This window comes from Streptomyces sp. NPDC031426, assembly GCF_055581585.1.
Genome location: NZ_JBVIJE010000001.1, coordinates 237,254 through 262,671 on the forward strand (window position 1 = coordinate 237,254; position 25,418 = coordinate 262,671).

General features: G+C 71.1%; 19 protein-coding genes and 1 pseudogene. 17 read left to right on the forward strand and 3 right to left on the reverse strand.

Annotated features, from left to right (window positions below):
• The first annotated feature begins 15 nt into the window (after nucleotides 1-15).
• The 14 genes from betA (at nucleotide 16) to folP (ending at nucleotide 19,666) form a co-directional block, all read left to right on the forward strand.
• On the forward strand, nucleotides 16-1,686 hold the full coding sequence (betA, locus tag ACZ5NH_RS01210; RefSeq protein WP_468772266.1) for a choline dehydrogenase: 1,671 nt from the start codon (nucleotides 16-18) through the stop codon (nucleotides 1,684-1,686).
• Between the two features lie 3 nt (nucleotides 1,687-1,689).
• A complete protein-coding gene (locus ACZ5NH_RS01215) occupies nucleotides 1,690-2,526 on the forward strand; it encodes a methylenetetrahydrofolate reductase (protein ID WP_468772268.1) in 837 nt (278 codons plus the stop codon).
• Between the two features lie 139 nt (nucleotides 2,527-2,665).
• Nucleotides 2,666-4,135 (forward strand): aldehyde dehydrogenase family protein, encoded by a 1,470-nt coding sequence (locus ACZ5NH_RS01220; RefSeq protein WP_468772270.1) that lies wholly within the window; start codon nucleotides 2,666-2,668, stop codon nucleotides 4,133-4,135.
• Nucleotides 4,136-4,154: 19 nt separating this feature from the next.
• The gene (locus tag ACZ5NH_RS01225) at nucleotides 4,155-5,258 is read left to right on the forward strand and encodes a quaternary amine ABC transporter ATP-binding protein (RefSeq protein ID WP_388629873.1); all 1,104 of its coding nucleotides are present in this window, start codon (nucleotides 4,155-4,157) and stop codon (nucleotides 5,256-5,258) included.
• On the forward strand, nucleotides 5,258-7,234 hold the full coding sequence (locus ACZ5NH_RS01230) for an ABC transporter permease (protein WP_468772272.1): 1,977 nt from the start codon (nucleotides 5,258-5,260) through the stop codon (nucleotides 7,232-7,234). Before ACZ5NH_RS01225 ends, ACZ5NH_RS01230 begins: the two co-directional genes overlap by 1 nt.
• A gap of 13 nt (nucleotides 7,235-7,247) precedes the next feature.
• A complete protein-coding gene (locus ACZ5NH_RS01235) occupies nucleotides 7,248-8,213 on the forward strand; it encodes an ABC transporter substrate-binding protein (RefSeq protein WP_388629879.1) in 966 nt (321 codons plus the stop codon).
• 207 nt (nucleotides 8,214-8,420) lie between these two features.
• Entirely contained in the window at nucleotides 8,421-10,859 is a 2,439-nt protein-coding gene (locus ACZ5NH_RS01240) for a GcvT family protein (protein ID WP_468772274.1), read from the forward strand.
• Between the two features lie 22 nt (nucleotides 10,860-10,881).
• Complete coding sequence (locus ACZ5NH_RS01245) at nucleotides 10,882-11,742, forward strand: bifunctional methylenetetrahydrofolate dehydrogenase/methenyltetrahydrofolate cyclohydrolase (protein ID WP_468772276.1); 861 nt, start codon at nucleotides 10,882-10,884, stop codon at nucleotides 11,740-11,742.
• Nucleotides 11,739-13,022: a serine hydroxymethyltransferase gene (gene glyA, locus ACZ5NH_RS01250; RefSeq protein WP_468772277.1), complete on the forward strand. Its 1,284-nt coding sequence runs from the start codon at nucleotides 11,739-11,741 to the stop codon at nucleotides 13,020-13,022. Before ACZ5NH_RS01245 ends, glyA begins: the two co-directional genes overlap by 4 nt.
• The gene (locus tag ACZ5NH_RS01255; RefSeq protein ID WP_468772279.1) at nucleotides 13,019-14,251 is read left to right on the forward strand and encodes a sarcosine oxidase subunit beta family protein; all 1,233 of its coding nucleotides are present in this window, start codon (nucleotides 13,019-13,021) and stop codon (nucleotides 14,249-14,251) included. Before glyA ends, ACZ5NH_RS01255 begins: the two co-directional genes overlap by 4 nt.
• 11 nt (nucleotides 14,252-14,262) lie before the next feature.
• Complete coding sequence (locus tag ACZ5NH_RS01260) at nucleotides 14,263-17,499, forward strand: sarcosine oxidase subunit delta family protein (RefSeq protein WP_468772281.1); 3,237 nt, start codon at nucleotides 14,263-14,265, stop codon at nucleotides 17,497-17,499.
• The gene (locus ACZ5NH_RS01265; protein WP_468772282.1) at nucleotides 17,492-18,094 is read left to right on the forward strand and encodes a sarcosine oxidase subunit gamma; all 603 of its coding nucleotides are present in this window, start codon (nucleotides 17,492-17,494) and stop codon (nucleotides 18,092-18,094) included. The genes ACZ5NH_RS01260 and ACZ5NH_RS01265 overlap by 8 nt, the downstream gene beginning before the upstream one ends.
• Nucleotides 18,095-18,294: 200 nt before the next feature.
• Complete coding sequence (locus ACZ5NH_RS01270; protein ID WP_468772284.1) at nucleotides 18,295-18,672, forward strand: bifunctional 3-phenylpropionate/cinnamic acid dioxygenase ferredoxin subunit; 378 nt, start codon at nucleotides 18,295-18,297, stop codon at nucleotides 18,670-18,672.
• A 154-nt stretch (nucleotides 18,673-18,826) separates the two neighbouring features.
• Nucleotides 18,827-19,666: a dihydropteroate synthase gene (gene folP, locus ACZ5NH_RS01275; protein WP_468772286.1), complete on the forward strand. Its 840-nt coding sequence runs from the start codon at nucleotides 18,827-18,829 to the stop codon at nucleotides 19,664-19,666.
• A 31-nt stretch (nucleotides 19,667-19,697) separates the two neighbouring features.
• Here the strand turns inward: folP and ACZ5NH_RS01280 are convergent, their stop codons facing one another.
• From ACZ5NH_RS01280 to ACZ5NH_RS01290, 3 genes are all read right to left on the reverse strand, one after another.
• Entirely contained in the window at nucleotides 19,698-20,495 is a 798-nt protein-coding gene (locus ACZ5NH_RS01280) for an IclR family transcriptional regulator (protein WP_468772287.1), read from the reverse strand.
• A 124-nt stretch (nucleotides 20,496-20,619) separates the two neighbouring features.
• Entirely contained in the window at nucleotides 20,620-21,492 is an 873-nt protein-coding gene (purU, locus tag ACZ5NH_RS01285; RefSeq protein ID WP_388629905.1) for a formyltetrahydrofolate deformylase, read from the reverse strand.
• Between the two features lie 128 nt (nucleotides 21,493-21,620).
• Nucleotides 21,621-22,067: an IclR family transcriptional regulator domain-containing protein gene (locus ACZ5NH_RS01290; RefSeq protein WP_468772289.1), complete on the reverse strand. Its 447-nt coding sequence runs from the start codon at nucleotides 22,065-22,067 to the stop codon at nucleotides 21,621-21,623.
• Nucleotides 22,068-22,349: 282 nt separating this feature from the next.
• On the opposite strand from ACZ5NH_RS01290, the pseudogene ACZ5NH_RS01295 reads away from it, so the two are divergent.
• The 3 genes and pseudogenes from ACZ5NH_RS01295 to ACZ5NH_RS01305 form a co-directional block, all read left to right on the forward strand.
• A pseudogene (locus ACZ5NH_RS01295) lies at nucleotides 22,350-22,541 on the forward strand (SRPBCC family protein); the annotation flags it as partial.
• A gap of 206 nt (nucleotides 22,542-22,747) precedes the next feature.
• Entirely contained in the window at nucleotides 22,748-23,929 is a 1,182-nt protein-coding gene (locus ACZ5NH_RS01300) for an NAD(P)/FAD-dependent oxidoreductase (protein ID WP_468772291.1), read from the forward strand.
• Between the two features lie 91 nt (nucleotides 23,930-24,020).
• Nucleotides 24,021-25,403, forward strand: a complete 1,383-nt coding sequence (locus ACZ5NH_RS01305; RefSeq protein ID WP_468772293.1) for an L-serine ammonia-lyase — start codon at nucleotides 24,021-24,023, stop codon at nucleotides 25,401-25,403.
• The last annotated feature ends 15 nt before the right edge of the window (nucleotides 25,404-25,418 follow it).

Consider the following 25,418-nt stretch of genomic DNA (forward strand, 5'->3'; position numbering starts at 1 on the left):
GCGAGACGAGGCACCATGGCTCCCCTGCAGTACGACTTCGTCATCGTCGGCGGTGGATCGGCCGGCAGCGCACTGGCGAACCGGCTCTCGGCCGACCCCGGCAACCGGGTGCTGGTCCTGGAGGCCGGCCGCTCCGACTACCCCTGGGACGTCTTCATCCACATGCCCGCGGCGCTCACCTACCCCATAGGCAGCCGCTTCTACGACTGGAAGTACGAGTCCGAGCCCGAGCCCCACATGGGCGGCCGGCGCATCTACCACGCGCGCGGCAAGGTGCTCGGAGGCTCCAGCAGCATCAACGGCATGATCTTCCAGCGCGGCAACCCCATGGACTACGAGCGCTGGGCGGCCGATGCCGGCATGGAGACCTGGGACTACGCCCACTGTCTGCCCTACTTCCGCCGGATGGAGAACTGTCTGGCGGCCGACCCGGACGACGAGTTCCGCGGCCATGACGGACCCCTCGTCCTGGAGCGCGGCCCCGCCACCAACCCGCTCTTCACCGCCTTCCTCAAGGCCACCGAGGAGGCGGGCTACGCCCCGACGGACGACGTCAACGGCTACCGGCAGGAAGGCTTCGCCAAGTTCGACCGCAACGTCCACCGCGGGCGCCGGCTGTCGGCCTCCAAGGCCTACCTCAAGCCCGCCATGAAGCGGCCGAACCTCACGGTGAAGACGCGTGCCCTCGTCACCCGGGTGCTCTTCGAGGGCAAGCGGGCCGTCGGCGTCGAGTACCGGCGCGGCAAGGGTGCTCCCCAGCAGGTCCGCGCCGGCGAGGTGATCCTGTGCGGCGGCGCGATCAACTCCCCGCAGCTGCTGCAGCTCTCCGGTGTCGGCAACGCCGCCGAACTGTCCGCCCTCGGCATCGACGTCGTCCACGACCTGCCGGGCGTCGGCGAGAACATGCAGGACCACCTGGAGGTGTACGTCCAGTACGGCTGCAAGCAGCCCGTCTCCATGCAGCCGTACATGGCGAAGTGGCGCGCCCCCTTCATCGGGCTGCAGTGGCTGTTCCGCAAGGGTCCCGCGGCCACCAACCACTTCGAGGCGGGCGGCTTCGCCCGCAGCAACGAGGACGTGGACTACCCCAACCTGATGTTCCACTTCCTGCCGGTCGCCGTCCGCTACGACGGCTCCTCGCCGTCCGGCGGCCACGGGTACCAGGTGCACGTCGGGCCCATGTACTCGGACGCCATCGGATCGGTGAAGATCAAGAGCAGGGACCCGCGGGTCAAGCCGGCGCTGCGCTTCAACTACCTCTCCACCGAGCAGGACCGCCGGGAGTGGGTCGAGGCGATCCGCGTCGCCCGCAGGATCCTCAACCAGCCCGCCCTCGCCCCCTACAACGCCGGCGAGATCTCGCCCGGAACCTCCGTCGAGACCGACGAGGAGATCCTCGCCTGGGTCGCCAAGGAGGGCGAGACCGCGCTGCATCCCTCGTGCACCTGCAAGATGGGCACCGACGAGATGTCCGTCGTCGACCCGCTGAGCATGCGTGTGCACGGACTGGACGGGCTGCGCGTGGTGGACGCCTCGGTGATGCCGTACGTCACCAACGGCAACATCTACGCGCCGGTGATGATGATCGCCGAGAAGGCGGCCGACCTCATCCTCGGCAAGGAGCCGCTGGAGCCGTCGAAGGCCGCGTACTACCGCCGCCGCGACGCCCAGAAGCAGGCCGGGTGAGCCATGGGCGCCGACGCCCTGCAAGAGCTGCTCACCCGGGTCCGCTACGAGGTGCTGCCGGCGAAGGCGACCGAGGAGAAGGTCCTCGCCCATGTGCCGCGAGACGTCGTGGTCACGGTCACGGCGTCGCCGGTCAAGGGGCTGGAGCCGACGCTCGGCCTCACCGAGCGGCTGGCGGCGCACGGATACCGCGTGGTCCCGCATGTGCCCGCACGGCTGCTGCGGGACGACGCACATCTGAAGGACGTCGCCGAGCGGCTGCGTGCGGCGGGCGTCGACGACGTCTTCGTGCCGGCCGGTGACGCCGATCCGCCGGCTGGGCCGTACGACGGAGCGCTGGCGGTGCTGCGCGCCCTGAGCGACCTGGGCAGACCCTTCGCCGAGCTGGGCATCACCGGTTATCCGGAGAGCCATCCGGTCATCCATGACGACATCACCATCCAGTCGATGTGGGACAAGCGGACGCACGCCACGTACATCGTCAGCAACCTGTGCTTCGACCCGCGTGTGCTCGGCGACTGGATCACCCGGATCCGGCGCCGCGCCATCACCCTGCCCGTGTACGTGGGCGTCGCCGGGCCCGTCCAGCGGGCGAAGCTGCTGTCGATGGCGACGAAGATCGGGGTGGGGGAGTCGACCCGCTTCCTCACCCGGCACCCCTCCTGGTTCCTGCGGTTCGCTTCACCCGGCGGATACGCCCCCGAGCGGCTGCTCGGCCGCGGCGCCGAGGCGTTCACCGGGGCCGCGGCCGCCGTGGCCGGCCTTCACCTCTTCACCTTCAACCAGATCGCCGAGACGGAGCACTGGCGCCGTGCGGCACTGGACCGGCTGGGCGGCTGACGTACGCGGGCGGGCGACGCGACGGCGGCCAAATCGAGATACACCGACCCCTTGACGGGTCTCGGCCGATTCGGCCAGGGTGTTCCACCACAAGCAATTCAATGCACAATGCGCAACGAATTCTTCGAAGGGCGCGGCCGTGACAGATCTGTACGTGGACGGAGAATGGCGCGCCGCGGTGGCCGGCGGCCACCGGGAGATCCGCTGCCCCGCGGACGGCACGCTGGTCGCGACGGTCCAGGAGGCGACCCGCCCCGACACCGAGGCGGCGATCGCCGCCGCCCGGCGCGCCTTCGACGAGGGCCCCTGGCCCCGTACCCCCGAGCGGGAGCGCGGCGCGCTGCTGCTGCGCACCGCCGACATCATCGAGCGCGACGCCAAGGAGTTCGCCCGCGCCGAGTCCCTCGACACCGGCAAGCGCCTGGTCGAGAGCGAGTACGACATCGCCGACGTCGTCTCCTGCTTCCGCTACTACGGCGGCATCGCCGGCACCAGCGCGGGACGGGTGGTCGACACCGGACGCGACGACGCCCTCAGCCGGGTCAGCTACGAGCCCGTCGGCGTGTGCGGACTGATCACGCCCTGGAACTACCCGCTGCTGCAGGCCAGTTGGAAGGTCGCCCCCGCTCTTCTCGCGGGAAACACCGTCGTCCTCAAGCCCAGCGAGCTGACGCCCTCCACCTCCGTCCTGCTGATGAAGGCGCTCGAGGAGGCGGGCCTCCCGGCCGGCGCCGCCAACCTGGTGCTGGGTGCCGGAGCCGAGGCGGGCGCGCCGCTCGCCGAGCACCCGGCCGTCGACATGGTGTCGTTCACCGGAGGCCTGCAGACCGGACGGCACATCATGGCCACGGCCGCCGCGACGGTGAAGAAGGTCGCGCTGGAACTCGGCGGCAAGAACCCGAACGTGGTCTTCGCCGACGCCGACTTCGCCACCGCCGTCGACTTCGCGCTCACCGCCGTCTTCCTGCACTCCGGGCAGGTCTGCTCGGCCGGCGCCCGTCTGATCGTCGAGGACTCGATCCACGACGCCTTCGTCGACGAGGTCGTACGCCGCGCCCGGCTCATCCGCCTCGGCGGGCCCTTCGACCCCGAGGCCGAGACCGGGCCGCTGATCTCCGCACAGCACCGCGAGAAGGTCGAGGCGTACGTCGCCGCAGGCCTGGCCGAGGGCGCCGTACTGCGCTGCGGAGGCGCGCGCCCCGACGACCCCGCGCTCGCGGACGGCTTCTACTACCCGCCCACCGTCCTCGACGAGTGCCGGCAGGACATGCGCGTGGTGCACGAGGAGTCCTTCGGACCCGTGCTCACCGTCGAACGCTTCCACGACGAGGACGACGCCGTCCGCATCGCCAACGACACGGAGTACGGCCTCGCCGGAGCCGTCTGGACGCAGGACGCGGGCAGGGCCCAGCGGGTCGCCCGCAGGCTGCGCCACGGCACCGTGTGGATCAACGACTACCACCCCTATGTGCCGCAGGCGGAATGGGGTGGCTTCGGGCACTCGGGCGTGGGCCGTGAGCTGGGACCGACCGGCCTGGACGAGTACCGAGAGCCCAAGCACGTCTGGCAGAACATCCAACCCCGGCCGCAGCACTGGTTCCGCGGCTGAACGCCGAAAGAGGTCGATCATGACCCCAGCACAGACCGAGGTGTCGCAGCGGCGCGACACGTCCCAGCATCCCAAGGACCGCACCCCGGTCATCTCCGTGCGCCGGCTGTGGAAGGTGTTCGGGCCGAAGGCCGACGAGGTGCCGGGCTCCGCGGAGTTGTGCGGACTCACCCGCCGCGAGCTCATGGACCGCACCGGCTGTACCGCCGCCGTACGGGACGTCGACTTCGAGGTGTCGCCCGGCGAGGTCTTCGTCGTCATGGGCCTGTCCGGCTCCGGAAAGTCCACCCTGGTGCGATGTCTGACCCGGCTGATCGAACCCACCGCCGGGGAAGTCGTCTTCGAGGGCGAGGACATCCGCGGTGCCGACGCCCGCCGGCTGCGCGAACTGCGCCGCAGCAAGTTCTCCATGGTCTTCCAGCACTTCGGCCTGCTGCCGCACCGCAAGGTCGTCGACAACGTGGCATTCGGGCTGGAGATACGCGGCATGAGCAAGGCCCAGCGCACCAAGCGCGCGCTGGAGACCGTCGAACTGGTGGGCCTGGCCGGATACGAGAACTCCTACCCCGACCAGCTCTCCGGCGGTATGCAGCAGCGCGTCGGTCTCGCCCGCGCCCTGGCCGGCGACCCCGACGTCCTCTTCTTCGACGAGCCGTTCTCCGCGCTCGACCCGCTGATCCGCCGCGACATGCAGAGCGAGGTCATCCGCCTGCACCACGAGGTCGGCAAGACCATGGTGTTCATCACCCACGACCTCTCCGAGGCCCTGAAGCTCGGCGACCGCATCCTGATCATGCGCGACGGCAAGACCGTCCAGTGCGGCACCGGCGACGAACTGGTCGGCGCCCCGGCGGACGACTACGTACGCGACTTCGTGAAGGACGTGCCGCGCGGCGACGTCCTCACCCTGCGCTGGATCATGCGCCCGGTGGAGAGCGAAGACGCCCTGGACGGACCCGAGTTGGGACCGGACGTCGTGGTGCGCGAGGCCACCCGTACCGTGCTGGCCGCCCACAAGCCGGTCAAGGTCGTCGAGAACGGCAAGCTGCTCGGCATCGTCGGCGACGAGGAGATCCTCTCCGTCGTCGCGGGACAGGCAGCCGGTCAGGAAGGCGGTGCGTGATGGCCGTCGCCGCCGACGCGACCGCGCCGGTCGCGACGATGCGTGAGAGGGTCAGCCGCCCGATGGTGGTGGCGGCGATCCTGCTGGCCTGGCTGGTGCTCTTCGCCGTGCTGCGCGGCCGGCAGACGCTGGCCCTCGCCGCGGCCGATCTCACCGGCCTGCACCGCTGGCTGAACGACGTCAACGACAGCATCGGGGCCAACCGCAACTCCAACCCGGTCTTCCTGTACTTCTTCAACGAGATCCGGCTGGCCATCGACAACCTGGTGACCTTCGTCCAGTCGCTGATCTCCCAGCCCACCGGCACCCGCCCGGTCCCGCAGATCGGCTGGCTCGGCGTCGTGGGACTCACCGGCTATGTCTCCTGGGCCGTGGGCAACTGGCGGGTCGCCCTGCTGGCGGTCGCGGGCTTCACCTTCTTCGGGCTGCAGGGCCTGTGGCAGGAGAGCATGGACACGCTGGCGCTGACCCTGTCGGCGGTCCTCGTGGCGCTGCTCATCGGCATCCCGCTGGGCGTGTGGGCCGGGCTCTCCGACCGGTTCAACCGGATCATGACGCCCTTCCTGGACTTCATGCAGACGATGCCGACCTTCGTCTACCTCGCCCCGCTGACCCTGATCTTCCTCATCGGCGGGGCCTCCGCCGTGATCACCACGGTGATCTACGCGGCACCGCCCGCCATCCGCATCACCGCACACGCCATCCGCTCGGTGCCCGAGACCACCGTCGAGGCCGCGGACTCGCTCGGCACCACACGGTCGCAGCAACTGCTGAAAGTGCTGCTGCCGATGTCGAAGCGCACCGTGGTCATGGGCGTCAACCAGACCATCATGGCCGCCCTGGCCATGGTGACCATCGCCGCCCTGATCGACGCGCCCGGCCTCGGCAAGACCGTCGTACAGGCCCTGCAGTCGCTCGACGTCGGCACGGCCTTCAACGCGGGCCTCGCCATCGTCGTGATGGCCATCGTGCTGGACCGGGTCACCACCGCCGCGGCCGCACGCGCCGACACGGCCCGGCGCAGCGGTGACCGGCTGCGGAAGTGGCGCCGTCCGCTGCTGGTGGCGGGCGGGATCGCGGCCGCCGTCCTGGTCTACCTGTCGCACACGTACGTCTGGGCGGCGGAGTTCCCCGGCAACGGCAGCACCGGCAGTCACATCGCGAGCGCGGCCGACACGACGACCACCTGGCTGCAGGACCACCTCTCGGGACTGACCAACGGCGTCCGGGACATCATCACCAACGGTCTGCTGAACCCGTTCCAGACACTGCTCACGGACTCCCCCTGGTGGCTCGTCGGCATCACCCTGGTCGCGCTCGGCGCGGTGCTCGGCGGCCGGCTCGCCGCGGTGACGGCCGCCGTGTGCGTCGGGCTGCTCGTCGGCACCGGGCTGTGGTCGGACAGCATGACGACCCTCGCCTCGACCGCCGTGGCCACGGTGCTGGTGATGCTGTCCGGCGTCGTCTTCGGTGTGTGGATGGGGCGCAGTCAACTGGTGGACCGGATCGTGCGGCCCAGCCTGGACGCCGCACAGGTCATGCCGCCGTTCGTCTATCTCGTGCCGTTCCTGGCCCTCTTCGGCGCCACCCGGTTCACCGCGATCGTCGCGGCCGTCGTCTACGCGGCGCCCGTCGCGATCAAGATCATCGCGGACGGTGTGCGGAACGTGTCCGAGTCCACCGTGGAGGCGGCCACCTCCGCCGGGTGCAACACCTGGCAGATCATCACCAAGGTCCAGCTGCCGATGGCACGCAGTGCCCTGACCCTGGCGACCAACCAGGGTCTGATCTATGTGCTGTCGATGGTTGTGGTGGGCGGCCTGGTAGGGGCAGGCGCCCTCGGCTACGACGTCGTGGCCGGATTCTCGCAGGGACAGCTGTACGGCAAGGGGCTGGCGGCAGGGCTCGCCATCGTACTGCTGGGAGTCATGTTCGACCGGATCACGCAGGCTGCGGCGCGACGCACCAGGGCATAAGGAGCACGACACCATGGCAAGACACTGGCGAGCCGGAGCGGCCGGCCTGGCCGTCCTCGGCCTCACCCTCACGGCCTGCTCGGGAGCGAAGGTCGGCGACAGCACCTCCGCCGGCGCGAAGTCCTCGGGCGGCAAGTGCGGCGCCTTCAACCTGGCCGTCAACCCGTGGGTCGGCTACGAGGCGGACGCGGCGGTTGTCGCGTACGTGGCGCAGCACGACCTCGGCTGTACGGTCAACAAGAAGGACCTGAAGGAGGAGATCGCCTGGCAGGGCTTCGGCACCGGCGAGGTCGACGCCGTCCTGGAGAACTGGGGCCACGACGATCTGAAGAAGAAGTACATCACCGAGCAGAAGACCGCCGTGGAGGCGGGTTCGACCGGCAACAAGGGCGTCATCGGCTGGTTCGTGCCGCCGTGGCTGGCCAAGGCCCACCCGGACATCACCGACTGGAAGAACCTGAACAAGTACGCCGCCAACTTCAAGACCTCCGAGTCGGGCGGCAAGGGCCAGCTGCTCGACGGGGACCCGTCGTACGTCACCAACGACGCCGCCCTGGTCAAGAACCTGAAGCTGAACTTCAAGGTGGTGTACGCGGGCAGCGAGACCGCGCTCATCCAGGCCTACCGCACCGCCGAGAAGAACAAGCAATGGGTGATCGGCTACTTCTACGAACCGCAGTGGTTCATGTCGGAAGTGCCGCTGGTGAAGGTCAACCTGCCCGCGTACACGAAGGGCTGCGACGCCGACGCGGCGAAGGTGGCCTGTGACTATCCCGTGTACGACCTGGACAAGATCGTCAGTGCCCAGTTCGCCAAGTCGGGCAGCCCGGCGTACAAGCTGGTGAACAACTTCCACTGGACGAACGACGACCAGAACACCGTGGCCAAGTACATCGCCGTGGACAAGATGTCGGACGACGCGGCGGCCAAGAAGTGGGTCGAAGCCAACCGCGACAAGGTCGACGCCTGGCTGAAGTAGCAGGGGGTCGCAAAGGCCGGCTGAGGACGCCCGGCGGGCGGTGTGCACCAGTGCGCACCGCCCGCCGGGCATTGCCGTGTTCCAGGCCGTTTTCCGACGTCACCGACCCCTTGACACCCTCCATGGCGACAGGCACATTGAGTTGCGCAACCTGAATCACGTTGCGCAACAAGCAACTGAACCGGTATCGAGTTCGGAGGTTGGGCGATGGCGGGACCCCGAGTGGTCATCATCGGAGCGGGCGTCGTGGGAGCCGCCCTTGCGGACGAGATCTCCGCGCGCGGCTGGACCGAGGTGACCGTGGTCGACCAGGGCCCCCTCCCGGCCACCGGGGGCTCCAGCTCGCACGCCCCGGGCCTGGTCTTCCAGACGAACGCCTCGAAGACCATGACGGAGCTGGCCCGGTACACGGTCGAGAAGTTCTGCTCCCTCGAGGTGGACGGCAAGCCCTGCTTCCTCCAGGTCGGCGGCCTCGAGGTCGCGACCAGCCCCGAGCGGCTCGCCGAACTCCGGCGGCGCCACGGCTGGATCACCGCCTGGGGCATCGAGGCGCGCCTGCTGACCCCGGACGAGTGCGTGGAGAAGCACCCGCTGGTCGACCGCGACAAGATCCTGGGCGGCCTCCTGGTCCCCACCGACGGCCTCGCCAAGGCCGTCCTGGCCGTCGAGGCGCAGATCCGCCGGGCCACCGAGCGCGGCGTGCGCTTCCTCGCCCGCCACGAGGTCCTCGACGTGGCGCAGAGCGAGGGCCGCGTCACCGCGGTGGTGACCGACCAGGGCGAGATCCCCGCCGACATCGTCGTGTGCTGCGCCGGCATCTGGGGCCCGAAGATCGCCCGCATGGTCGGTATGAACCTGCCGCTCACCCCGCTCGGCCACCAGCTCGCCTGGACCGGCCCGGTCCCCGCCCTGGCCGGCCAGACCGAGGAGGCGGTCCGCCCGATCCTGCGCCACCAGGACGCCGACCTCTACTACCGCGACCGCTTCGACGGCCTCGGCATCGGTTACTACGGCCACCGCCCGATGCCGGTCTCCGCCGACGACATCCTCTCCGTGGACGAGGCCGAACAGATGCCCTCGGTCCTGAAGTTCACCGAGGAGGACTTCGAGCCCGCCTGGACCGAGACCCAGTCCCTCCTCCCGGCGACCAAGGAGGCGAAGGTCGAGGAGGGCATCAACGGCCTGTTCTCCTTCACCACCGACGGCTACCCGCTGCTGGGCGAGTCCGCGGACGTCAAGGGCTTCTGGGTCGCCGAGGCCGTCTGGGTCACCCACTCCGCGGGCGTCGGCCGGGCCGTCGCCGAATGGCTGGTCGACGGCTACTGCTCGTCCTTCGACCTGCACGAGTGCGACGTCAACCGCTTCGAGCCGCACCAGCTCTCCCCGGAGTACGTCCTGGCGCGCGACTGCCAGAACTTCGTCGAGGTCTACGACATCCTCCACCCCCTCCAGCCGGCCGGGAAGCCGCGCCCGATCCGCACCAGCCCCTTCTACGTCCGCCAGCGGGAACACGGCGCGTTCTTCCTGGAGGCGAACGGCTGGGAGCGCCCCCAGTGGTACGAGGCCAACGCCGCGCTGGTGGAAGGCCGCGACATCCCCGTCCCCAACGACTGGGCCGCCCGCTACTGGTCGCCCATCGTCGGTGCCGAGGCCCAGGTCACCCGCGAGAAGGTCGCCCTCTACGACATGACCGCCCTCAAGCGCCTGGAGGTCAGCGGCCCCGGAGCCGGCGACTTCCTGGAGGGCCTGGTCACCGGCAAGGTCGCCAAGTCCGCCGGCTCGGTGACGTACACGCTGCTCCTGGACCACGACGGCGGCATCCGCAGTGACATCACCGTCGCCCGCCTCGCCCGTGACCTCTTCCAGGTCGGCGCCAACGGCAACCTGGACCTCGACTGGTTCACCCGCCACCTGCCCGCCGACGGCCGCGTCCAGGTCCGCGACATCACCGCCGGCACCTGCTGCATCGGCCTGTGGGGCCCGCTCGCCCGGGAAGTCCTCCAGCCGCTCACCGACGAGGACTTCTCCAACGACGGCCTGAAGTACTTCCGCGCCAAGCACGCCTACATCGGCAGCGTCCCGGTCACCGCGATGCGGCTGTCGTACGTCGGCGAGCTGGGCTGGGAGCTGTACACCACCGCCGACCAGGGCCTGAAGCTGTGGGACACCCTGTGGGCCGCGGCCGAGCCGCTGGGCGGCATCATCGCCGGCCGCGGCGCCTTCAACAGCCTCCGACTGGAGAAGGGCTACCGCTCCTTCGGCACCGACATGACCTACGAGCACGACCCCTACGAGGCCGGCGTCGGCTTCGCCGTCAAGCTCGACAAGGGCGACTTCCTCGGCAAGGCCGCGCTGGAGCGGCGCAAGACCGACGTGCGGCGCAGGCTGAGCTGCCTCACCATCGACGACCCGCGGGCGGTCGTCATGGGCAAGGAGCCGGTGTACGACGGCGACCGCGCCGTCGGCTATGTCACCAGTGCCGCGTACGGCTACACGATCGGCAAGGGGATCGCCTACGCCTGGCTCCCGGCGGAACTGGCCGAGCCCGGCAGGACCGTGCAGATCGGCTACTTCGACCAGCGGATCGAGGCGGTCGTCGCCGAGGAGCCGTTGTTCGACCCGGCCATGTCCCGCCTTCGCGGCTGAGCGTTCGAGGGGAGTACCGCACGTGACCGCACAACTTCTCGACGGCAAGGCCACCGCCGCTGCCATCCGGCGTGAACTCGCCGAGCGCGTCGCCAAGTCGACGGCCCTGACCGGCCGCCCGCCCGGCCTCGGTACCGTCCTCGTCGGCGACGACCCGGGCAGCCACGCCTACGTCTCCGGCAAGCACCGCGACTGCGCGCAGGCCGGCATCGCCTCCCTGCGCCGCGAGCTGCCCGCCGACGCCACCCAGCGGCAGGTCGAGGACGTCATCGACGAACTCAACGCGGACCCCGCCTGCACCGGCTACATCGTCCAGCTCCCGCTGCCCCGCCACCTGGACGCCAACGCCGTCCTGGAGCGCATGGACCCCGTCAAGGACGCCGACGGACTGCACCCGGTCAACCTCGGCCGGCTCACCCTCGGCGTCGAGGCGCCCCTGCCGTGCACCCCGCGCGGCATCGTCGAACTGCTCCGCCGCCACGACGTGCCGCTCGCCGGAGCGCGGGTGTGCGTCGTCGGCCGGGGCATCACGGTCGGACGGCCCATCGGACTCCTGCTCACCCGCAGGTCCGAGAACGCCACCGTCACCCTGTGCCACACCGGAACCAGGGGCCTGGCCTGGCACATACGCGAGGCGGACATCGTCATCGCGGCGGCCGGCTCGCCCGGACTAATCACCAAGGACATGCTGCGCCCCGGCGCGGCCGTCCTGGACGTCGGCATCACCCGCACCGAGCACGGGCTCGTCGGCGATGTCCACCCGGAGGCCGCCGAGGTCGCCGGATGGCTCGCGCCGATGCCCGGGGGAGTGGGACCCATGACCCGAGCCATGCTGCTCGCCAACGTCGTCGAGGCCGCCGAGAGGAACGCGACCACCGTATGAACGCGCTGAACACGCCCTTGGCGGAGCTGGACCCCGAGGTCCACGAGGCCCTCCGCGCCGAGCTGCACCGACAGCAGTCCACCCTGGAGATGATCGCCTCCGAGAACTTCGCGCCCACCGCCGTGATGGAGGCGCAGGGCTCGGTCGCGACGAACAAGTACGCCGAGGGCTATCCCGGCCGCCGCTACTACGGCGGCTGCGAACACGTCGACGTCACCGAGCGGCTGGCGATCGAACGCGTCAAGTCCCTGTTCGGCGCCGGCTACGCCAATGTCCAGCCGCACTCGGGCGCCCAGGCGAACACCGCCGTGTTCTTCGCCCTGCTCCAGCCCGGCGACACCGTCCTCGGCCTGGATCTCGCGCACGGCGGCCACCTCACCCACGGCATGCGCATCAACTACAGCGGCAAGATGCTCAACGTCGTGCCGTACCACGTCTCGGAGACGGACAACCTCGTCGACATGGACGAGGTGGAGCGGCTCGCCAAGGAGCACCGGCCCAAGTTGATCATCGCGGGCTGGTCGGCGTATCCCAGGCAGCTGGACTTCGCGGCCTTCCGCCGGATCGCCGACGAGGTCGGTGCCCTCCTCATGGTCGACATGGCGCACTTCGCGGGCCTGGTCGCCGCCGGACTGCACCCCAGCCCCGTCCCGCACGCACACGTGGTCACCACCACCACGCACAAGACCCTCGGCGGTCCCCGCGGCGGCGTGATCCTCACCAATGACGCCGACGTCGCCAAGAAGATCAACTCGGCCGTCTTCCCCGGCATGCAGGGCGGCCCGCTCGAGCACGTCATCGCGGCCAAGGCGGTCTCCTTCAAGGTCGCCGCCTCGCCCGAGTTCGCCGAACGCCAGGCCCGCACCCTGGCCGGCGCCCGCATCCTCGCCGAACGCCTCACCCGGCCCGACGCGGCCGCGGCCGGAGTGAAGGTGCTGACGGGCGGCACGGACGTCCACCTGGTCCTCGTCGACCTGCGGGACTCCGAACTCGACGGAAAGCGCGCAGAGGACCTGCTGCACGAGATCGGCATCACCGTCAACCGCAACGCCGTCCCCTTCGACCCGCGCCCGCCCATGGTCACCTCCGGCCTGCGCATCGGCACCCCGGCCCTTGCCACCCGGGGCTTCACCGAGGAGGACTTCGCCGAGGTCGCCGACGTGATCGCGCTGGCCCTCCAGCCCGGGCCGGACGTGGCCACCCTGCGTGCCCGCACCGAGGCGCTGGCCGCCCGGCACCCGCTCTATCCGCACCTCTCGCACGACGGAGACGCCCGATGAGCCCCCGCACCCCCGGCGCCGACCTGCCCGACCACCCGGACTGGCTCTGGCGCACCCCCGAGCCCAAGCGGTCGTACGACGTGGTGATCGTGGGCGGCGGCGGCCACGGCCTGGCCACCGCCCACTACCTGGCGAAGAACCACGGCATCACCGATGTCGCGGTCCTGGAGAAGGGCTGGCTCGCGGGCGGCAACATGGCCCGCAACACCACGATCATCCGCTCCAACTACCTCTGGGACGAGAGCGCCGGCATCTACGAGCACGCCCTCAAGCTCTGGGAGGGCCTGGAGGAGGAGCTGGACTACCCGATCCTCTTCTCCCAGCGCGGCGTGCTGAACCTCGCCCACAGCCTGCAGGACGTGCGCGACAGCGTCCGGCGGGTCGAGGCCAACCGGCTCAACGGCGTCGACGCCGAATGGCTCGACGCCGAGCAGGTCAAAGAGGTCTGCCCGATCGTCAACACCTCACCCGACGTGCGCTACCCGGTCCTCGGCGGCACCTACCAGCCGCGCGCCGGCATCGCCAAGCACGACTACGTGGCCTGGGGCTTCGCCCGCTCCGCGGACGCCGCCGGCATCGACATCATCCAGAACTGCGAGGTCACCGGACTGGACGTGGTGGGCGGCCGGGTGGTCGGCGTACAGACCACGCTCGGGCCGATCGCCGCGGGCAAGGTGGCCCTGTGCTCGGCCGGCCACACCTCGGTCCTCGCCGCCATGGCCGGCATCGAACTGCCCCTCCAGAGCCACCCGTTGCAGGCGCTGGTGTCGGAACTCCTGGAGCCGGTGCACCCGACGGTCGTCATGTCCAATGCGGTCCATGTGTACGTCAGCCAGGCGCACAAGGGCGAACTGGTGATGGGCGCGGGCATCGACGCCTACAACTCCTACACCCAGCGCGGCGCGTTCCACATCATCGAGGAGCAGATGTCGGCGGCCCTGGAACTCTTCCCGGTCTTCGCCCGGGCCCATGTGCTGCGCACCTGGGGCGGCATCGTCGACGTCAGCCCGGATGCCTCGCCCATCGTCGGCCTCAGCCCGGTCGACAACCTCTACCTCAACTGCGGCTGGGGGACGGGGGGTTTCAAGGCCACCCCGGGTGTCGGCTGGGTCTACGCCCACACCATCGCCCACGACACTCCCCACGCCCTGAACGCCCCCTTCTCGCTCGACCGTTTCACCACCGGCGCGCTCGTCGACGAGCACGGCGCGGCCGCGGTGGCCCACTAGGGAGCCGAACCATGCTGCTCATCACCTGCCCGTGGTGCGGGCCCCGCGACGAGGCCGAGTTCCACTACGGCGGCCAGGCCCACGTCCCCTACCCCGAGGACCCCGCCGCCCTCACCGACGAGGAGTGGGCGCGGTACCTGTTCTTCCGCGACAATCCCAAGGGCCCCTTCGCCGAGCGGTGGAGCCATGCGGCGGGCTGCCGCAAGTGGTTCAACGCGGTGCGGAACACGGCGACGAACGAGATCCTGGCGGTGTACCGGGTGGGGGAGACGCCCCCGGAGACGCTGGAGCCCCGTCCGGAGCAACCAGCCTGTCCGGCGTTTGAGGACGAGGCCCGTTCAGGGCCGACGGGGGCCCAGGGGGTGGAGCCTCCTGGCGGGGTCGAAGGGGCAGAGGCCCTGGAGGATGGGACGGGTAGCGGCGGCGGGGGCGACCATCCCTTCCGCACCCCCACCGGCGGCCGAATCGACCGCGGCACCCCCCTCACCTTCACCTTCGACGGCACCGAATACGAGGGCTACCGGGGCGACACCCTCGCCTCCGCCCTCCTCGCCAACGGCGTCATCCAGGCCGCCACCAGCATCAAACTGGGCCGCCCCCGAGGCATCTTCTCGGCCGGCGTGGAGGAACCCAACGCGGTCGTCCAGATCGAGGCCCCCTTCCCGGAGCCGATGCTCCCCGCGACCACGGTCGAACTCTACGACGGCCTGGTCGCGAGCAGCCTTCCCGGCCAGGGCCGCCTCGCCACCGAACCGGACCCCGCCCGCTACGACGCCGTACACGCCCACTGCGACCTGCTGGTCGTCGGCGCGGGCCCGGCCGGGCTCGCGGCGGCAGCGGCGGCGGCGAGCACCGGCGCCCGCGTCATCCTCGCCGACGACCAGCCCGAACTCGGCGGCAGCCTGCTCGGCACCGGCCGGCACCTCGACTGGGTCGAAGCGACACGCGCGCGCCTCGAAGCGGCCCCCGAGGTGCGCGTCCTGCGCCGCACCACCGTCTTCGGCCACTACGACGACAACCACCTCCTCGCCGTCGAGCGCCGCACCAACCACCTCGGCGCCGAGGCCCCGGCGAACGTCTCCCGCGAGCGGGTCTGGCGGATCCGCGCCCGGCACGTCGTACTCGCCACCGGCGCCCACGAGCGTTCGCTGGCGTTCGGCGACAACGACCGCCCCGGCGTGATGCTGGCGGCCTCGGCGCGGACGTACCTCCACCGGTACGCCGTGCTGCCCGGCCGGCACGCGGCCGTGTTCACCACCAACGACAGCGCCTACGCCGCCGCACTCGACCTGGCGGCCGCGGGCGTGGACATCGCGGCGATCGTCGACACCCGGCCCGAGCCGCAGGAGTGGGCCGAGCGCGCCCGGTCCGCCGGGATCGAGGTGCTCGCCGGATACGCGGTCACCGGCACCGAGGGCGGGGCCCGGCTCACCGCAGTGACGGTCGCCCCGTACGGGGAGTCCGCCGGACAGCGGGAGTTCGCCGTCGACCTGCTCCTGGTCTCCGGCGGCTGGAACCCGGTCGCGCACCTGTTCAGCCAGGCGGGCGGCAGGCTCCGCCACGACGACGCACTCGGCGCGTTCGTCCCCGACACCGGCCGCCAGGCGGTGGAGGTCGTGGGCAGCGCGAACGGCGCCTTCGATCTCGCCACGGTCCTCGCGCAGGGCGCGGCGGCCGGCGCCCGCGCGGTCGAGGCGGAGGGCTACACCGCCGAGGCGCCCGCTCTCCCGGCCGTGGCCGCACAGCCGTACACCCCGCCCATGCAGGTCTTCACCATCCCCACCGGCACCGGCGCCCCCCGGTTCGTCGACCTCCAGCGTGACGTCACGGTCGACGACCTGGCGCGGGCGACGGGGGCGGGGCTGCGCTCGGTGGAGCACACCAAGCGCTACACCACCGCCGGCACCGGGGGCGACCAGGGCAGGACGGCCGGCGTCCTGGCCAGCGGGGTCGTGGCCGAACTCCTCGGCGTGGACATCTCCGCGCTCGGCCTGCCCACCTTCCGGCCCCCGTACACCCCCGTCTCCTTCGCCGCCCTCGCCGGGCGCGACCGCGGCGCGCTCAGCGACCCGGTCCGCACGACGGCCCTGCACACGTGGCATGTGGCGCACGGGGCGCTGTTCGAGAACGTCGGCCAGTGGAAGCGGCCCTGGTACTACCCGCAGGACGGCGAGGACATGGAGACCGCCGTGCTGCGCGAGTGCCGTGCCGCCCGCGACGGCGTGGCCTTCATGGACGCCTCCACCCTAGGCAAGATCGATGTGCAGGGCCCGGACGCGGCGCTGTTCCTCGACCGGCTCTACACCAACATGATGAGCACCCTGAAGGTCGGGATGATCCGCTACGGCGTGATGTGCCGCCTGGACGGGATGGTCTTCGACGACGGCACGGTCATCCGGCTCGCCCAGGACCGCTTCCTGGTCACCACCACGACCGGCAACGCGGCGGCCGTCCTGGACTGGATGGAGGAGTGGCTGCAGACCGAGTGGCCCGAACTGCGGGTCCACTGCACCTCGGTCACCGAGCAGTGGGCCACGGTGGCCCTGGTCGGTCCGAAGTCCCGCGAGGTCCTCGGCTCGCTCGCGCCCCGACTCGCCGTCGGCAACGACGACTTCCCGTTCATGACGTGGCGGGAGACGACCGTCTCCGGCATCCAGGCGCGCGTGTGCCGGATCAGCTTCTCCGGTGAACTCGCCTACGAGATCAACGTCTCGCCGTGGGACGCCCTCGCCCTGTGGGAGGCGCTCTACGAGGCCGGCGCCCCGTACGGCATCACCCCGTACGGCACCGAGACCATGCACGTGCTGCGTGCCGAGAAGGGCTACCCGATCGTCGGCCAGGACACCGACGGCACGGTCACCCCGCAGGACCTCGGCATGGGCTGGGCGGTCTCCAAGAAGAAGCCCGACTTCATCGGCAAGCGCTCCTACGCCCGTGCGGACACCGTCCGCCCCGACCGCAAGCACCTCGTCGGGCTCCTCACCGAGGACCCGGCCGCCTTCCTGCCGGAGGGCACGCACCTGGTCGCCGACGGCGAACTGCCCGCGCCGCCCGTGCCGATGCTCGGCCATGTCACCTCCAGCTACCGCAGCGCGGCGCTCGGCCGGACCTTCGCGCTCGCTCTGATCAAGGGCGGCCGGGACCGGATCGGTGAACGTCTCTACGCACCCGTCGGCGACCGGCTGGTCCCGGTGACCGTCGCAAGCCCCGTCCTCTACGACCCCGAGGGAGCCCGCCGCGATGGCTGACACCGCCCTGACCGCACGGCAGCGCAGCCCCCTGGCCGACGCCGCCCACCGCCTGGCCGCCGCGACCCGCGCCTCCCGGGGCGCGATCCGGCTGGCCGAACTCCCCTTCCTGGCCCAGGTGAACGTCCGCCTCGACGCCAAGGGCCCGGCCGCGGACGCCGTCGGACTCGCCCTGGGACTCCAACTGCCCCTGGAACCCAACACCGTCGTGCACGCGGGGGACGTGACCGTGGTGTGGCTCGGCCCCGACGAATGGCTCGTGGTGGGCCTGCGCGGAACCGAGCGGCATCTGGAGAGCCGGATCCGCGCGGCGGCGGGAGACGAACCGGTCTCCGTCACCGACGTCTCCGCCCAGCGCACCACCCTGCTGGTCGGCGGACCCCGCGCGCGCGACCTGCTGGCCCACGGCTGCTCGCTGGACCTGCACCCGCGCGCCTTCGGCCCCGGCCGCTGCGCCCAGACGACCCTGGCCCGCACCCAGGTCGTCCTGGTGGCCCGCGACGAATCCCGGGCCGGCTTCTGGGTGCTGGTGCGCTCCTCGTTCGCCGGCTACCTGGCGGACTGGCTGCTGGACGCGGCCGTCGAATACCGGTGAGCGGCCCGGCAGGGCGGCAGAGATGACCCGGCGGTGCCGGGCCGACGCGGACGGTCGGCCCGGCACCGCCTTTCCAGTCGCGACCTGACGGCGAACTCCCGTGAAAGCCCGGGCGACTTCTTGACAACGATGGGGGCCGACCTCAGACTGACGTTGCGCTAAGCGCATTAAGTTTTGTAATACGCACCGAGGTGGTCCCGATGATTCCCGTGTGCCCCATCGCCGATCTGCCCCGAGGCGAGGCGTTCCGGCTCGAGAACGACCCGCCCGTCGCCGTGTTCCACACCGAGGACGGCGAGGTCTACGCGATCGACGACACCTGCACCCACCAGGACGCCTCGCTGGCAGACGGCTGGCTGGAGGGGTGCGAGGTCGAATGTCCGCTGCACGCTTCGAAGTTCGACCTGCGCACCGGCGGCGTGGACGCTCCGCCGGCCCGGCTCCCCGTGCGCACCCACCAGGTCCTCGTCGAGGACGGCATGATCTACGTCAAGCTCTCCGACGCCCCGCCGAACCTTCCGCCGTCCTGCGTCGCCGCCCGGCTCGGAGGCGTCGCGCTCAGCGGAGGCGGTGCGTGAGCAACGTGGCGGTCCACGGCGCCGCGCTCGCCGGGGCGGCGGCGCGCAGGAGGGGGTCCCCGTGACCGCCGCCGGGGCCTGTGCCATCTCAACCCGTCCTGGCAGCCCGGACGTCCATCCGTACGGGTTGCCACGGCCCGGCCGTACGCTGGTCATGGGCGTCGTGAACGTCACGCCGGACTCGTTCTCGGACGGCGGGCGCTCGTTCGCCCCGGAGGCTGCCGTCGCGCACGGACTCGCCCTGCTGGACCAGGGAGCCGACATCGTGGACGTGGGCGGCGAGTCGACCCGCCCCGGCGCGGCTCGCCCACCGGTCGAGGAGGAGCTGCGGCGCGTCCTGCCCGTCGTCCGGGAACTCGCGGCCACGGGCGCGGTCGTCAGCGTCGACACCATGCGGGCCGAGGTCGCCGCACACGCCCTCGACGCCGGTGCGCGGATGGTCAACGACGTCTCGGGCGGACTCGCCGACCCGGCGATGCTGCCGCTGATGGCCCGGGCGAACACGCCGTACGTGCTGATGCACTGGCGCGGCCACTCCGCCGGCATGCAGGCGAACGCACGCTACGACGACGTCGTCACCGACGTGGTCGACGAGCTGCGCCTGAGGATCGACGCCGCGCTGGAGGCGGGAGTCCCGCCCGGCCGCCTGATCGTCGATCCGGGGCTGGGCTTTGCCAAGGAGCCCGGGCACAACTGGGCGCTACTGGCCCGGCTGGGGGAGGTCCGCGCGCTGGGCCGTCCCGTGCTCGTGGGCGCCTCCCGCAAGTCGTTCCTGGGGCAGGTGCTGGCCGATCCGGCGACGGGACGGCCGCGCCCGGCGCCGTTGCGGGACGCCGCGACCACCGCGGTGTCCGTGCTCGCCGCCGCGCAGGGCGTCTGGTGCCTGCGTGTGCACGACGTGGGCGCCACCCTCGACGCGGTGCGGGTGACGGCCCGCTGGGGCGCCGAGGCGCCGGCCGCTGCGCCGCCGCCCTTGCAACGCCTGGGCGCGTGAGGGCGGTTCCTCGGCGCGTCGACGTTGCGACTCAGCCCACGTACCCCATCCGGTGGCTGATCTCCTCCGCGCCCTTGAGCAGCAGCGGTGCCAGCTGGTGCATGCGTTCCTCGGTGAAGCGGTACGCGGGACCGGAGGCGCTGAGGGCGGCGACGACCTCGCCGTGGTGGGAACGGATCGGGGCCGCCATGGCGTGCAGCCCGACCTCCAGCTCCTCCAGCGTCACCGCGTACCCGCGTTCCCGGGCCTCGGTGAGGTTCTTCTCCAGCTTCGTCCTGGCGGTCAGGGTGTGGGGGGTGAGCTTCTGCAGCCCTGAGGCGGCGAGTACCTCGGCACGCTGGTTCGCCGACAGGTGTGCGAGCAGGATCTTGCCGCTGGACGTGGCGTGCACCGGGGTGAGCTGCCCGACCCAGTTGTGGGTGCCGACGGCGCCCGGGCCGCGCACCTGGTACAGGTTGACGGCGTAGTGCTCCTGCAGGACGGCGATGTTGACGGTCTCGCCGATCTCCTCGCTGAGCCGCTCGCACACCTCCCGGCCCTGCTGGGTGATGTCGAGGCGTCCCGTGACCGCGCCGGCCAGGCGCACGATCCCGAAGCCGAGCCGGTACTTGCCGCGCTCGCCCGCCTGCTCCACGAGACCGCGCGCCTCCAGCGCCCCGAGCAGGCGGAACGCGGTCGACTTGTGGACGTCGATCTCGGCGGCGACCTCGCTGACCCCCGCCTCCCCGCGCTGGGCGAGGATCTCCAGGACGCTGACGGCGCGGTCGACGGACTGCACCCCGCTCACCGCCGGAGCTGACGTTTCGCCATCTGCGGTGTAGTTGCTCATAGCGCAACTATACGCATTGCCGGCCGCCGGGTCCCGCGGTTCGCAGAGGGAGGGTATACGACGGCTCCCCGGGCCGGGGAGCCGTCGTCGTCGGTGGGTCCGGCGGGTCGTGCGACCGGCGGTGTCAGCGGAAGACGACCGTGCAGTTGCCGTTGGTCAGCACCCGGCTCTCGCTGTGCCACTGCACGGCGCGCGACAGGACCCGGGCCTCGACATCGCGGCCCATGGTGACCAGCTCGTCCGGGGTGTGGGAGTGGTTCACCCGGACGACGTCCTGCTCGATGATCGGGCCCTCGTCGAGGTCGGGGGTGACGTAGTGCGCGGTGGCTCCGACGAGCTTGACCCCGCGCTGGTGCGCCTGCACGTACGGCCGGGCGCCCTTGAAGCTCGGCAGGAAGGAGTGGTGGATGTTGATGGCCCGGCCGTCGAGCCGCTTGCACAGGTCGTCGGAGAGGATCTGCATGTAGCGGGCGAGCACCACCAGGTCGATGCCGAGTTCGCCGACGAGCTCCAGCAGCCGGGCCTCGGCCTCGGCCTTGGTCTCCCGGGTCACCGGGATGTGGTGGAAGGGGATGCCGTAGTTGTGGGCCAGCGGCTCGAAGTCGCGGTGGTTGGAGACGATCGCCGGGATCTCGATGTTGAGCGAGCCCGTGGACTGGCGGAAGAGCAGGTCGTTCAGGCAGTGGCCGAACTTCGACACCATGATCAGCGTGCGGGTCGGCGTCGAGGCGTCGTGCAGTTGCCAGGTGATCCGGTACGCCTCGGCGACCGGGCCGAAGTCGGTGCGCAGTTGCTCCAGGGACGTGGCCGGATGCGAGACCTCGAAGTGCATCCGCATGAAGAAGCGGTCCTGCAGGCGGTCGTCGAACTGCTGGCTTTCCAGGATGTTGCCTGAGTGGCTCACGAGAAAGCTGGTCACCGCGTGGACGAGGCCGGCCCGGTCGGGGCACGAGAGGGTGAGGACGAACTCGCGGCCGGGCTGCGGGCGAGGGGACATGGCATCCTCCGTAGTGCGCATTACGCAACGATGAGAGTGATGCGCAACATCGTCCGATGTGGAAGGCGACCGGTCAAGAGGCGTGTTCTCAAAGGTGCATGAAGATGCGCCATGCGCAACAATCGGCCTCAGGGGCGGTCGAGGTGGCCGAGCCGGCCGGAGATGCCCTGGGCCGCGGTCCGCACCAGAGCGACGACCTCCCGCAGTCGCCGCACGTTCAGCCGGAAGGGCGGCCTCGACGCGCTGAGCACGGCCACCAGCTGCCCGTCGAGCGCGACGACGGGCGCTGCCACCGCGTTCAGCCCCCTTTCGAGCTCCTCCCCGCTGTAGGCGCAGCGACCGGCGCCGTGCCCGGCAGCGCCCGGCCTGCGACGGCCGACCGGGACCGCGACCTGGAGCGATCCTGACGGCGTAGGCGCGCCGAACCGCCCGACCTGCAGCCGGCCGTCCCCTCGGGGCGGCCGGCTGTACGCGTTCCCCGCGCCGGCCGCGCGCTCTCCCGCACGGACGAAGTCGGCCGGGCCGACCCCTTGACACTGGTCACCCAGAGGCATGACAGTGTGACTGTTGCTCATGGTGAAGCGTATCGCACATTACGCAACAAGAATGGTGAACGCGGGAGCAGGGCGGCGCCTGGTCGCCGTCGTCTGCACCGTGCCCACAACGACCACGTGAACGTCGTTCCGGAGCCAGCCGCCCGGACCGGGGCCCCGTCCTGCTGCACCCGGCCGAGAAGGCGCTGTGGAAGGCGACCCCGACACTCTCGACCGGGAGATCCATGCGGAGGAGATCGCGGCCATGGCCGCGTACCTGCGTCCGCGGCTCCCCACCCTGCCCGGCCGCTTCCTCAAGGGCGCGGCACGGACGTGGACCGCTCGGTGGAGCTGTTCCACCGCGTCAACCAGCAGGACTTCGACGCGTGTGAGCGAACGCAGCCGGGCATGAGCTCGCGGGCCTATGCCAAGGGCGGCGTCCTGGTGCCCAGCGAGCACCACATCGGCGCCTTCCACGCCTGGCTGCAGGACAGGCTCGCCCGGCCCGCCCGCTGACCCCGCCCACCCGGGTTCCGCCCGTCCATCGGGCCCTCGCCCGTTGTGGCATGCAACGCTGTTGCGCATTGCGCAATTTTCTTCACCATGGGCCACTGGTGCATCCCGTCCCCTTGACAGTGGCCCGAAGGCGCAGAAAGCATGTTGCGTATAGCGATTGTTGTTGTGTCATTCGAGACGCTTGACACTTTCCTCGGGGAGCCCGCATGAGGAGCATCACCGTCGTCGGCGCGTCGCTGGCAGGCCTGAGCACGGTCCGCGCGCTGCGCGCACAGGGCTACGACGGCGAGATCGTCGTCGTCGGGGAGGAGCGGCACGCCCCCTACGACCGCCCGCCGCTGTCAAAGGACTTCCTCAAGGGCGATCTCGACGCCGACGCGCTCGCGCTCGGCGACGCGGACGAATACGAGGACCTCGACGTGCAGTGGCTGCTCGGCGAGCGCGCCGTGCGACTCGACCCCGCCGCCCGGACCGTCATTCTGGCCGGAGGGCGGCATGTGCGCACCGAAGGCGTCGTCATCGCCACCGGCGCCGCTCCCCGGACGCTCCCGGGCACGGAGGGACTGGCCGGCGTCCACACGCTGCGCACCCTGGACGACGCCCAGGCCCTGCGCACCGAGCTGCTGAACGGTCTGCCCCGCGTCGTCGTCATCGGCGCCGGCTTCATCGGCGCCGAGGTGGCCTCCACCGCCCACCGGCTCGGGCTCCACGTCACCGTCGTCGAGGCGCTGAACGTGCCGCTGGAACGCCAACTGGGCCGCGAGATGGGGCTCGTGTGCTCCTCGCTCCACAGCGACCACGGGGTCGGTCTGCTGTGCGGAACCGGTGTGGCGGGACTCACCGGCAACGGCCGGGTGACCGGCGTCCGGCTGACGGACGGGCGCGTGCTGCCCGCCGACGTCGTCGTGGTCGGGGTGGGCGTACGGCCCGCCACCGACTGGCTCGCCGGTTCCGGCGTCCAGGTCGACGACGGCGTGGTGTGCGACGCCGGCTGCGCCACCGGCGTCCCGGGCGTGGTCGCCGTCGGAGACGTCGCCCGCTGCCCCAACCCGTTCACCGGGCGGCACGCCCGCATCGAGCACTGGAGCAACGCCACGGAGCAGGCCACGACCGCCGCCCGCACGCTGCTCTCCGGCGTGTCGGCCCCCGCCCCGGTCACCGCGCCGTACTTCTGGTCCGACCAGTACCAGGTGCGCATCCAGCTCGCCGGACACGTCGCTCCCGGCGCAGAGCCCCAGGTCGTCGACGGCGACCTGGACAGCCGTTCCTTCACCGCCGTCTACCGGCGCGAGGACACGCCGGTCGCGGTGCTCTCCCTGAACCAGCCGAAACTGTTCAACCGGCTCCGCCGCACCCTCGCCCCCGCCGCCGTGCCCGCCACCTCATGAGTTCCGTGGGCCGACTTCCCAACCCATGACCCCGCCCCAGGAGCGTGCCAGCACATGCCCGGCACGCTCCGCCCATCCCACGGAGTATGGCGTGGCAATCAGCGTCTTCGACCTGTTCTCCATCGGCATCGGCCCGTCCAGCTCGCACACCGTCGGCCCGATGCGCGCCGCCGCGATGTTCGCCGCCCGGCTGAAGAAGGACGGCGTACTGGCCCAGACCGCCGCGGTACGAGCGGAGCTGTTCGGCTCCCTCGGTGCCACCGGCCACGGCCACGGCACCCCCAAGGCCGTCCTGCTCGGCCTGGAGGGCAACGAACCGCAGACGGTCGACGTCATCCAGGCCGAGCTGGACGTGGAGCGGACCCGCGGCACCGGGCGCATCCGCCTCCTCGGTGCCGAGATCGGCACCGCCCACGAGATCGACTTCGACGCCTCGACCCAGCTGATCCTGCACCGCCGGCGCGCGCTGCCGTACCACGCCAACGGAATGACCCTCTTCGCGTACGACGCCGACGGTCTCCCGCTGCTGGAGAAGACGTACTACTCGGTCGGCGGCGGCTTCGTGGTCGACGAGGACGCCGTAGGGGCCGACCGGATCAAGCCCGACGACACCGACTTGGCCCACCCGTTCCGCACCGGCGACGAACTGCTGCGACTCGCCCGCGAGACCGGCCTGTCCATCTCCGCGCTGATGCTGGAGAACGAGAAGGCCTGGCGCACCGAGGACGAGATCCGCGCGGGACTGCTGGAGATCTGGCGGGTCATGGCCGGCTGCGTCTCCCGCGGCCTGTCCCGCGAGGGCATCCTCCCCGGCGGTCTGAAGGTCCGCCGGCGGGCCGCGGCCGCGGCCCGGGCGCTGCGCAGCGAGGGAGACCCGGCGAGCCGGGCGATGGAGTGGGTGACGCTCTACGCGATGGCGGTGAACGAGGAGAACGCCGCCGGCGGCCGGGTGGTGACCGCCCCGACGAACGGTGCGGCCGGCATCATCCCGGCGGTCCTGCACTACTACATCAACTTCGTCCCCGGCGCCGACGAGGACGGCATCGTCCGCTTCCTCCTCGCCGCGGGCGCGATCGGCATGCTCTTCAAGGAGAACGCCTCTATCTCCGGCGCCGAGGTCGGCTGCCAGGGCGAGGTCGGCTCCGCCTGCTCGATGGCGGCGGGCGGCCTCGCCGAGGTGCTCGGCGGCAGCCCGGAACAAGTGGAGAACGCCGCCGAGATCGGCATGGAGCACAACCTCGGCCTGACCTGCGACCCGGTCGGCGGCCTGGTGCAGATCCCGTGCATCGAGCGCAACGGCATGGCCGCGGTCAAGGCCGTGACCGCCGCCCGGATGGCCCTGCGTGGCGACGGCCGCCACCACGTCTCCCTCGACAAGGTCATCAAGACCATGAAGGAGACCGGCGCCGACATGAAGGTCAAGTACAAGGAGACCGCCCGCGGCGGACTCGCCGTCAACGTCATCGAGTGCTGAGGTGGTCACCGAGCG

What these genes read in the sequence shown, in the direction of transcription:
- betA (WP_468772266.1), top strand. Translation starts at nt 16, where the DNA reads ATGGCTCCCCTGCAGTACGACTTCGTCATCGTCGGCGGTGGATCGGCC.
- ACZ5NH_RS01215 (WP_468772268.1), top strand. Translation starts at nt 1,690, where the DNA reads ATGGGCGCCGACGCCCTGCAAGAGCTGCTCACCCGGGTCCGCTACGAG.
- ACZ5NH_RS01225 (WP_388629873.1), top strand. Translation starts at nt 4,155, where the DNA reads ATGACCCCAGCACAGACCGAGGTGTCGCAGCGGCGCGACACGTCCCAG.
- ACZ5NH_RS01230 (WP_468772272.1), top strand. Translation starts at nt 5,258, where the DNA reads ATGGCCGTCGCCGCCGACGCGACCGCGCCGGTCGCGACGATGCGTGAG.
- ACZ5NH_RS01235 (WP_388629879.1), top strand. Translation starts at nt 7,248, where the DNA reads ATGGCAAGACACTGGCGAGCCGGAGCGGCCGGCCTGGCCGTCCTCGGC.
- ACZ5NH_RS01240 (WP_468772274.1), top strand. Translation starts at nt 8,421, where the DNA reads ATGGCGGGACCCCGAGTGGTCATCATCGGAGCGGGCGTCGTGGGAGCC.
- glyA (WP_468772277.1), top strand. Translation starts at nt 11,739, where the DNA reads ATGAACGCGCTGAACACGCCCTTGGCGGAGCTGGACCCCGAGGTCCAC.
- ACZ5NH_RS01255 (WP_468772279.1), top strand. Translation starts at nt 13,019, where the DNA reads ATGAGCCCCCGCACCCCCGGCGCCGACCTGCCCGACCACCCGGACTGG.
- ACZ5NH_RS01260 (WP_468772281.1), top strand. Translation starts at nt 14,263, where the DNA reads ATGCTGCTCATCACCTGCCCGTGGTGCGGGCCCCGCGACGAGGCCGAG.
- ACZ5NH_RS01265 (WP_468772282.1), top strand. Translation starts at nt 17,492, where the DNA reads ATGGCTGACACCGCCCTGACCGCACGGCAGCGCAGCCCCCTGGCCGAC.
- ACZ5NH_RS01270 (WP_468772284.1), top strand. Translation starts at nt 18,295, where the DNA reads ATGATTCCCGTGTGCCCCATCGCCGATCTGCCCCGAGGCGAGGCGTTC.
- folP (WP_468772286.1), top strand. Translation starts at nt 18,827, where the DNA reads ATGGGCGTCGTGAACGTCACGCCGGACTCGTTCTCGGACGGCGGGCGC.
- ACZ5NH_RS01280 (WP_468772287.1), bottom strand. Translation starts at nt 20,495, where the DNA reads ATGAGCAACTACACCGCAGATGGCGAAACGTCAGCTCCGGCGGTGAGC.
- purU (WP_388629905.1), bottom strand. Translation starts at nt 21,492, where the DNA reads ATGTCCCCTCGCCCGCAGCCCGGCCGCGAGTTCGTCCTCACCCTCTCG.
- ACZ5NH_RS01290 (WP_468772289.1), bottom strand. Translation starts at nt 22,067, where the DNA reads ATGAGCAACAGTCACACTGTCATGCCTCTGGGTGACCAGTGTCAAGGG.
- ACZ5NH_RS01300 (WP_468772291.1), top strand. Translation starts at nt 22,748, where the DNA reads ATGAGGAGCATCACCGTCGTCGGCGCGTCGCTGGCAGGCCTGAGCACG.